The sequence below is a fragment of the Sphaerimonospora mesophila genome (assembly GCF_001417795.1).
GTDB classification, from domain to species: Bacteria; Actinomycetota; Actinomycetes; order Streptosporangiales; family Streptosporangiaceae; genus Sphaerimonospora; species Sphaerimonospora mesophila.
In genome coordinates this window covers 1-6,862 of sequence record NZ_BCBX01000076.1, presented here as the reverse complement: position 1 = coordinate 6,862, position 6,862 = coordinate 1, and the positions used below count along the sequence as shown (strand labels likewise).

Here is a 6,862-nt window from a genome sequence, read left to right as displayed (position 1 = left end):
TCGTTCGACTCGGCCTGGAGGTCAGCCGCCACCGGCCAGCCCGGTTGATCCGCCGCCCCAACGGCCAGTGGGCACTCACGGTCGGCGCCGAAACCGTGTACTGCGCCGGAGCCGAAGGCGTCTACGCCTATGTCACCCACCACGGCCTGATCCTCTCCCCCGCCAACGACGAGGGCATCCTCCGCGCCGCCACTCACCTGGCCGGAGGTTGCACCCGGTGACCCGCAGCCTGTCTCATGCAGTTGCTCTGGCCGCCTGCGTCGTGGCCCCGCTCGTGGTCGCCTTGGCCGTACTGGGCGGGATCGGCTCGTTCGCCACGCTCCGAGCTCTGGCCGAGCCGTGGTTCGGCTCACGTGCTTGGATCGTGCCAATCGGGATCGACGTCGGCATCCTGGCCCTGCTCGCCTGGGACCTGCTGATGGAGTTCGCCGACATGCCCTGGCCCGTCCTGCGCTGGGTCGCCTGGGCGTTCATCACCGCCACGGTCGTCCTCAACATCGCCGCCGCTCACGGCGACCCCGTCGCCGGTCTCATGCACGCCGCGATGCCCGTCCTGTTCGTCACCGTCATCGAGGGCATCCGTCACCTCATCCGCCGTCTGGTCGGCCTGGCCACCGGCACCCGCCGCGAACGTGTCCCGCTGTCGCGCTGGATCCTGGCCCCGGCGTCCAGCTTCCTGCTGTGGCGGCGCATGGTGCTGTGGAACATCACCAGCTACCCTCGCGGTCTCCAGCTCGAATACCTCCACCTGCAGGCGATCTCCGACCTCCACCAGACCCATGGCCGGTGGCTGTGGCGCTGGAAGGCATCCCTGTCCGAGCGCATCGCCGTACGGCTTCAGCTCGCCGGCGCCGCCTTCCCCGCCGCAGTGCCCGCACAGGCCGAGCAGCCAGACGGCGACGAGCAGCTCATTCGGGCCGCCCAGGCGATCGTCTCGGAGGCCGAACAGCGCGGTGTACGGCTCAGCCAGATGGACCTGGCCGCCCAGCTCCGCGCCCAGGGCCATCGCATCGCCAACGAACGGCTGCGCTGGCTCGCCACCACCATCGGGCTCCGCCGCGAACCCGTCTGAGGACACGCCGTCATGCTCATCGCCATACACCGGCACGCCGAGCGCTTCTACCAGGCTCACCTCGGCGGCAGCTGGGTCCCGGACTACCTGCGCAATCGCGGCTTCGACGACGACGTCCAGCGCCAGTGGCGTATCGGCTACGCCCCCAATGAATGGCGCGCGCTCACCCGGCACCTGCGCCGCCTCGGCTACACCGACACCGCCATCGAAGCCTCCGGCCTGTCCCGGCGAAGCACCCGCGGCATGCTCATCGACTTCTTCCGCGACCGGGCCATGTTCCCGATCACCAAACGAGACGAGACCACGATCGCGTTCATCGGCCGTAGCCGCGACAAGGAGCCGAAATATCTCAACAGCCCGAATACCCCCATCTACACCAAGGGGCGGACGATGTTCGGCCTGCACGCATTCACCCCCGGCACAACGCCCGTGATCACCGAAGGTCCGCTGGACGCCCTCGCCATCACCGTCGCCGGTCGCGGCCACCTGGCCGGGCTCGCCTTGTGCGGCACCAGCCTGACCCCCGACCAGGTCAAGACGCTGGACATCGCCCACGACCTGTCTGCCAGCGGTGTCCTGGTCGCCTTTGACGGCGACCGCGCCGGACGACACGCCGCCGCACGCGCTTACCCGCTGCTTAAAGACGCCGGTACGGCTGCGGCCCTCGTCCTCCCGGCCGACTGGGATCCGGCCTCCGTGCTCGGCGACGCCGGAGCGAACACACTCTCAACGCTGCTGCGCGAGCAGGTACGTCCGCTGGCCGACCTGGTGATCGACGCCGCCATCGAGCCCTGGCAGCGATCTCTCCAGTACCCCGAAGGCCGCATCGGCGCGCTCCGTGCAGCCGGCGCGGCGATCGCCGCCATGGCACCCCATGACGTGGCTCGGCAGGTGGCCCGAGTCGCGGCCTGGCTCAACTTCGACCACGCGACCGTCACCGAGACCACGGCCGACTCGGTCACCTCCCGCCTGGTCATCACCGACTTCCCGGTGGCGCCCACATCCGGCGGCACGGCCGCGAGATCTATGGAAAGGAGATCAGATGGAAGACCACTACGCGGACCCACTCCCTGAGGCGGCGGCCTACGGGTTCCAACGCGCCCTGCAAATAGCCCCGGCGGCTGTGACGACGGCGCAGGTCCTGCTGCAGATGAAGACCCAACGCCTCCGCGAGCAGGCCGAACGGCAACGTCAGGCGGCCGAGACGCTGCACGCTCAGGAGCGGGCCGAGCATCACGCGGCACGGCTGCAATGGTTGCCCGCCAACAACCCCGCCTGGCTACGCAGCGCCGACCTCCTGCAGGTGAGCCGCGCTTGGGGAGCCGCCATGCCGTACGCGGCGCACGACCCAGGGGCCGAACGGGCTCGGCTGAAGTGCGAGGAACGGCTCCGGCAGCTCCATGCTTACGGCATGAACCGATACGACCGGCTCCGGGCAGACGGCCTCAACCCTGCCGACGCCATGCGGCAAGCCGCGCCGTTCTTCGCCCGCGAGCCGCACCCTCGGACCGGCCACCCGGCACCTACACGCAAAGAGCTCCCCGCAGCCGTGAAACTCGCCCAGCAGGACTTCCCCCACTCGATCAACGACACCGTGCGGGCGAACCGGTCCGGGACGACGACGGCGACAGCAGTACGCGCATCGACTCAGGGACAGCGACCTGCACCGAATCGCAAACAGTGACGGCTCGATAACGGAATGATGCGAGCATGGACGCTCTGGCGAACAGCATCGTCTTCTGGATCGGACTGATGCTGCTGCTCGTGGTGGTGTTCCTCCTACCGACCATCATCGGCGTTTTACGTGGAGTTGAGAACTTCGCCCTGCTTTTCGCCCTGAACTGCCTCGGCGGGCTGACCTGCATCGGCTGGCCGGCCGCACTGATCGCGGCATTCCTGCTCCCCAGGCGCCAAGACCGATGATGGAGCCGATGTATCTATCCTTCACAGTCGCGGTCTCACATCCGCACCCAGGGGTGACCAGAAGCTGCAGGCGCCCCAACGACGTCACTCCGATCACGAGCCCACGGTGAAGCTCTGGGCGGCGTCCAGTCGACCGCAGATCGACAGCTGCCGTGCGATCCACGCCGGTGCCGAGCGTCCTTCCATGTCGACGATCACCCCGGTGTCGTCGACCGTACACGTGATGCCGTACGGCCAGTCCCCCAGGAACACGCCGAGAATGAGGTCCTCGATGCCGCCGGTGACGATGCGGTGCAGCCGCTCGGCCGCAGCGCCGGGGGTGGCGATGACGTACAACCACGGCAGGTCCTCGGGGACACCTGAGGTGGTCCGCTGCCCCGACCGCCGGACGATCTCCACCTCCAACTCGGTCACCACATCCGGCAAGGTGTCCAGCACCACCAGCCCCGAGCTCGTCACCTCCAGCGTTTCCTCGCCGAGCAGGCGTACGGCGTCATCGCGCGGCATGAGCACCCGGACTGGGATGTCGAGCATGAACAACAGCTCCAGCAGCAGTGCACGCGTCACGTCATCGGCACCGGGACCGGTCAGCCCCATCCCGCCCAACGCCGCCATCGCCAGCGTGTAGCCGTAGTTCGACGGCTTCTTGTCCCCCATAGGACTGAGTTCGAGGTCGCCGACGACGGCCTGCTGCTCCAGAGTGGTGTCTTCCACGTTGTGGACGATGACGGGCATCTCCTGGGTGACCATGCTGGCGCGGATCAGCCGGTCTCCTTCTCTGGTCAGGCGTGCACGCCGCAACCGCACCACCGTGTCGGCCACCAGCTGGCGCCGGCGGCGATAGGCGATCACGAGCCCGAACGCGGCGGCAAGACCCACAGGAATCGTCAGCGGCGACACCGGCCACCAGGAAGCCTCTCGATCGAGGGCGATAACCGTCGATTGTTGTTCGGGTACGGCTGCCGCCGACGCCTGCGGCACTTCCACCTCCTGGGGCGGCAGCCTGCTTTCCACGTGCGCCCGTCCCCGCGGCGGTTCGACAACGACCGCCGACCGCGCAACCTGCTTGCCGTTCCTGGCGACGACCTCCCGGATCGGCACCGAGACCAGCATGGGCGTGGGTGACTCGCTCACCCGCGAGACCAGTGTGAGGTCCTTCGCAGGTCGCTCACGATGGTGCTCTCGATCGCGTCGAACCGGCTGCGTCCGCTCCACCTGCACCTTACGGTCAGAAACGCCGGCGGGCGCCGCGCTGCCAGGCGTCGGCGTGGTCATGACTTCGGGTGGCGGCTGACTCACCGGGGCTCGCGGCACGGGTTGCGCCGGTTTCGGGGGACGGGGAAGCTGCTCCTGGCGTTGCGGCTCGGGCACCGCCTGCGGCTGCTTCCCCCTCACCGAATTCCGCACCGCCTGGCCCAGATCGAACCGCTGACCGGTGACCAGCCAGTTGCGTACCTGCCCCCGCATCTCCTCGCACAGCTTCGCCTCATCGACGTACCGGCCCGCCGTCTCACCCAGATGTGGGCATCCGGCATCGCCGTACGCGCGTACGCTCCCCGAGATCCCCGGCGTCGCCACCGCGGCGCATGACAGCAGCCCGACGACCGTCCAACGGCCTACCTGGGCAAAGCGACCACGGCCCAGCAGACGAAGCTCCGCGGCTGTCACGACGCACCCCCGTTGATCGCGAAGCGACGATGATCCGTCACCTTACGCAACCAGCGGCGCCGACTCGGAGAAGATCGAAGCGCGTCGCGTAGATCAAAGAATGATTTTCCCCCTCGCTCCCCCTATCAAGAAGGACAGCGCCACGAGGCAGGTGCCTACCGGCGCGGACGCCTCGGCCCAGAAGGCCTCGGAGGACCGGCGGAACGACCGGAAGAGCTCGGCAGCGTGCCGGGATTCGGCCGATTCGACTGCGGGAAGTCCGCCGCGGCCAGCCGTACCGGGGCCCTCGCCGGGAGCGCGGTCGTCACGGTTCCGCCGAGGCAGCGGGCCGCCGCCCGCGCCGCAGTCGCCTGAGCCGTCCGCCCTTGTGCGGCACGCAGCTCGGCCACCGCGTTCACCAGCCGTACGACGTCGGCGATGAGTGAGGTCCCCGAGGGCATCCGATCCGCCCTGGCCAGCATCCGTACCGCCCGGCGCAGCCTCACCCCAGACGGCGTGCCCTGAGGAACCCGGGCGTACGGCTCCCGCGCTGCCCGATCGAACGCCTCGGCCGCGTCCCTCAGCCGTCGGTCCTTCAGCACATCAGCGGCCACATGCAGCAGATCAGAGGTGGCGCCGGCCAGGTCGCCCGCAGCTCCCGGGTCCCCGGCGGCGGCGTCACGCAGACGCGCGGCGGCCTGCCCGGCCGCCGCCGACACCTCCTCCCACAACTCCCAGCGCGGACTCACCCTGACGCCCTCACCCAGGCTGTTCCCCTCGGTCCTGGTGGCCGTTCCGCCGTTCCACCGGGCACGGAGTTTCGGAAGAGTGAGGTCGGCCGCCAGCCTGCCTCCGCCGAACCAGACCGGCTCCCCGCTGCGGTTGCGGTGGGACGGCAGCGCGACCGCGTACCCGGTCACCTCGCCTGGGCTCCGCCGGCTCATCCGCTTGCGTACCAGCACCCCGGAATCCTCCAGCGCGCGGAAGAACTCCTCTTCCGAGCCCGCCCCGGCCGCGGCGGTGACCACATGCCGGCGCAGGGCCATGCGCGGGACCTCGGTCCACTGCTTCCTTTTGGTCTGTTCGGTCTCGCTCCGGGTCGGTCGCCGGGCCGCCGTACGGTCCCCTGGCGCGGTCAGCCGAAGCCCGAAATGGCGCTCGACCACCTCGCAGACCTCCCGGACCCGGTAGAAGTCGTTCCAGGTCCTCGGCTTGGTGCCGTCCTGGCGGGCGAGCGTGGCCACGATGTGGATGTGGTCGTCGGCGTGCCGTACCGCCACCCAGCGCACCCCGTCGTCATCCCCGGCCGGAGCGAGCCCGGTCCGGTTCATGATCTCGTGGGCGACCTGAGCCCACTCGTCGTCGTCCAGGACGCGGTCCTCACGAGCGGCCCGGGCGACGCAGTGCCACACCGGCTCGGCATGGCCTTGGTCGCCGAGCGCGGCCAGCGGTTGGTTGAGCAATCCGATCAGATTCCGGAAATTCCGCCCGCCATCCGGCCGGAGAGGCGGTTCCAGTTCGGCCGGATGCCGCCACCCCGCCACGATGTGCGGGTTCACGTGCTCGTTGGCCCGGCCCGGGCCGTACAGGTAGTACAGCAGTCCGCCGGCCCGCCGTCCGCGCATCACCTTCCCGATCATCCGATCACCTTCCGGACCGCTTCCGCGATTCCGTCCAAACGCTGTACGGCCCGCAGGCAGGCGGCGGCGTACGGAACAAGGTTGCCGGGATCGACCCCGGTAGCGTTCAGCCCGGCGACCGCCTGGTTGAGGTTCACACCGATGCGGCGCACCTGGCCCGAAGCACGCATCAGTTCGACCAGCGCCTCACGCAGCGGGTCCGGCATCGGCGGGTTGGCCATCCGCGCCGCCGCCAGCGTCGCCTGTGCCGCGTACGCCCCCTGCGCCAGCCCCAGCCGCTCGGCGGCCTGGCGGAAGTCGGCGTACTCCTGTTCGGTCAGCACGAACTTCACCACCCGCGACCGCGGCACGGCCTGCCGCTCCCGCCGCCGCAGCCTTTTCGCTGCGGCTGGTGGCCCTACCTCTTCTCCCCCGCCCGCCATGCCCCTTGCCCCGCTCCCGGACCGCGCTCGGTCCACAAAATGATCAGAACCCACCCCCGCAGCACCAGCGAGAGTGGGTGGGTCTGATCATGAATGTCCCCCTCGACATCCCGCTGGATGCGCAGGTAATGGGACATTACGAATATCTTGCTCCGCGG

8 protein-coding genes are annotated in these 6,862 nt (G+C 69.4%); 5 read left to right on the top strand and 3 right to left on the bottom strand.

Going from position 1 to position 6,862, the window contains the following annotated elements:
• The 5 genes from AP234_RS37575 to AP234_RS34025 form a co-directional block, all read left to right on the top strand.
• Window positions 1-221 (top strand): hypothetical protein (locus tag AP234_RS37575; protein WP_160330545.1); only part of this gene is annotated, 221 nt, incomplete at its 5' end.
• The gene (locus AP234_RS34040) at window positions 218-1,072 is read left to right on the top strand and encodes a DUF2637 domain-containing protein (protein ID WP_055483876.1); all 855 of its coding nucleotides are present in this window, start codon (window positions 218-220) and stop codon (window positions 1,070-1,072) included. The genes AP234_RS37575 and AP234_RS34040, both read left to right, overlap by 4 nt.
• Window positions 1,073-1,084: 12 nt before the next feature.
• Window positions 1,085-2,146 (top strand): toprim domain-containing protein, encoded by a 1,062-nt coding sequence (locus AP234_RS34035; RefSeq protein WP_055483875.1) that lies wholly within the window; start codon window positions 1,085-1,087, stop codon window positions 2,144-2,146.
• Window positions 2,115-2,756 (top strand): hypothetical protein, encoded by a 642-nt coding sequence (locus AP234_RS34030; RefSeq protein ID WP_055483874.1) that lies wholly within the window; start codon window positions 2,115-2,117, stop codon window positions 2,754-2,756. The genes AP234_RS34035 and AP234_RS34030 overlap by 32 nt, the downstream gene beginning before the upstream one ends.
• Window positions 2,757-2,782: 26 nt before the next feature.
• Window positions 2,783-2,995, top strand: coding sequence for a superinfection immunity protein (locus AP234_RS34025; protein ID WP_055483873.1), 213 nt, complete (start codon window positions 2,783-2,785; stop codon window positions 2,993-2,995).
• A gap of 93 nt (window positions 2,996-3,088) precedes the next feature.
• On the opposite strand, the gene AP234_RS34020 is transcribed toward AP234_RS34025, so the two are convergent.
• The 3 genes from AP234_RS34020 to AP234_RS34010 all read right to left on the bottom strand — a co-directional run bounded on the left by AP234_RS34020 (window position 3,089) and on the right by AP234_RS34010 (window position 6,632).
• On the bottom strand, window positions 3,089-4,663 hold the full coding sequence (locus AP234_RS34020) for a hypothetical protein (RefSeq protein WP_152990788.1): 1,575 nt from the start codon (window positions 4,661-4,663) through the stop codon (window positions 3,089-3,091).
• Window positions 4,664-4,818: 155 nt separating this feature from the next.
• Window positions 4,819-6,282, bottom strand: coding sequence for a relaxase/mobilization nuclease domain-containing protein (locus AP234_RS34015; RefSeq protein ID WP_055483871.1), 1,464 nt, complete (start codon window positions 6,280-6,282; stop codon window positions 4,819-4,821).
• The gene (locus tag AP234_RS34010; protein WP_055483870.1) at window positions 6,279-6,632 is read right to left on the bottom strand and encodes a plasmid mobilization protein; all 354 of its coding nucleotides are present in this window, start codon (window positions 6,630-6,632) and stop codon (window positions 6,279-6,281) included. The genes AP234_RS34015 and AP234_RS34010 overlap by 4 nt, the downstream gene beginning before the upstream one ends.
• Window positions 6,633-6,862: the final 230 nt, after the last annotated feature.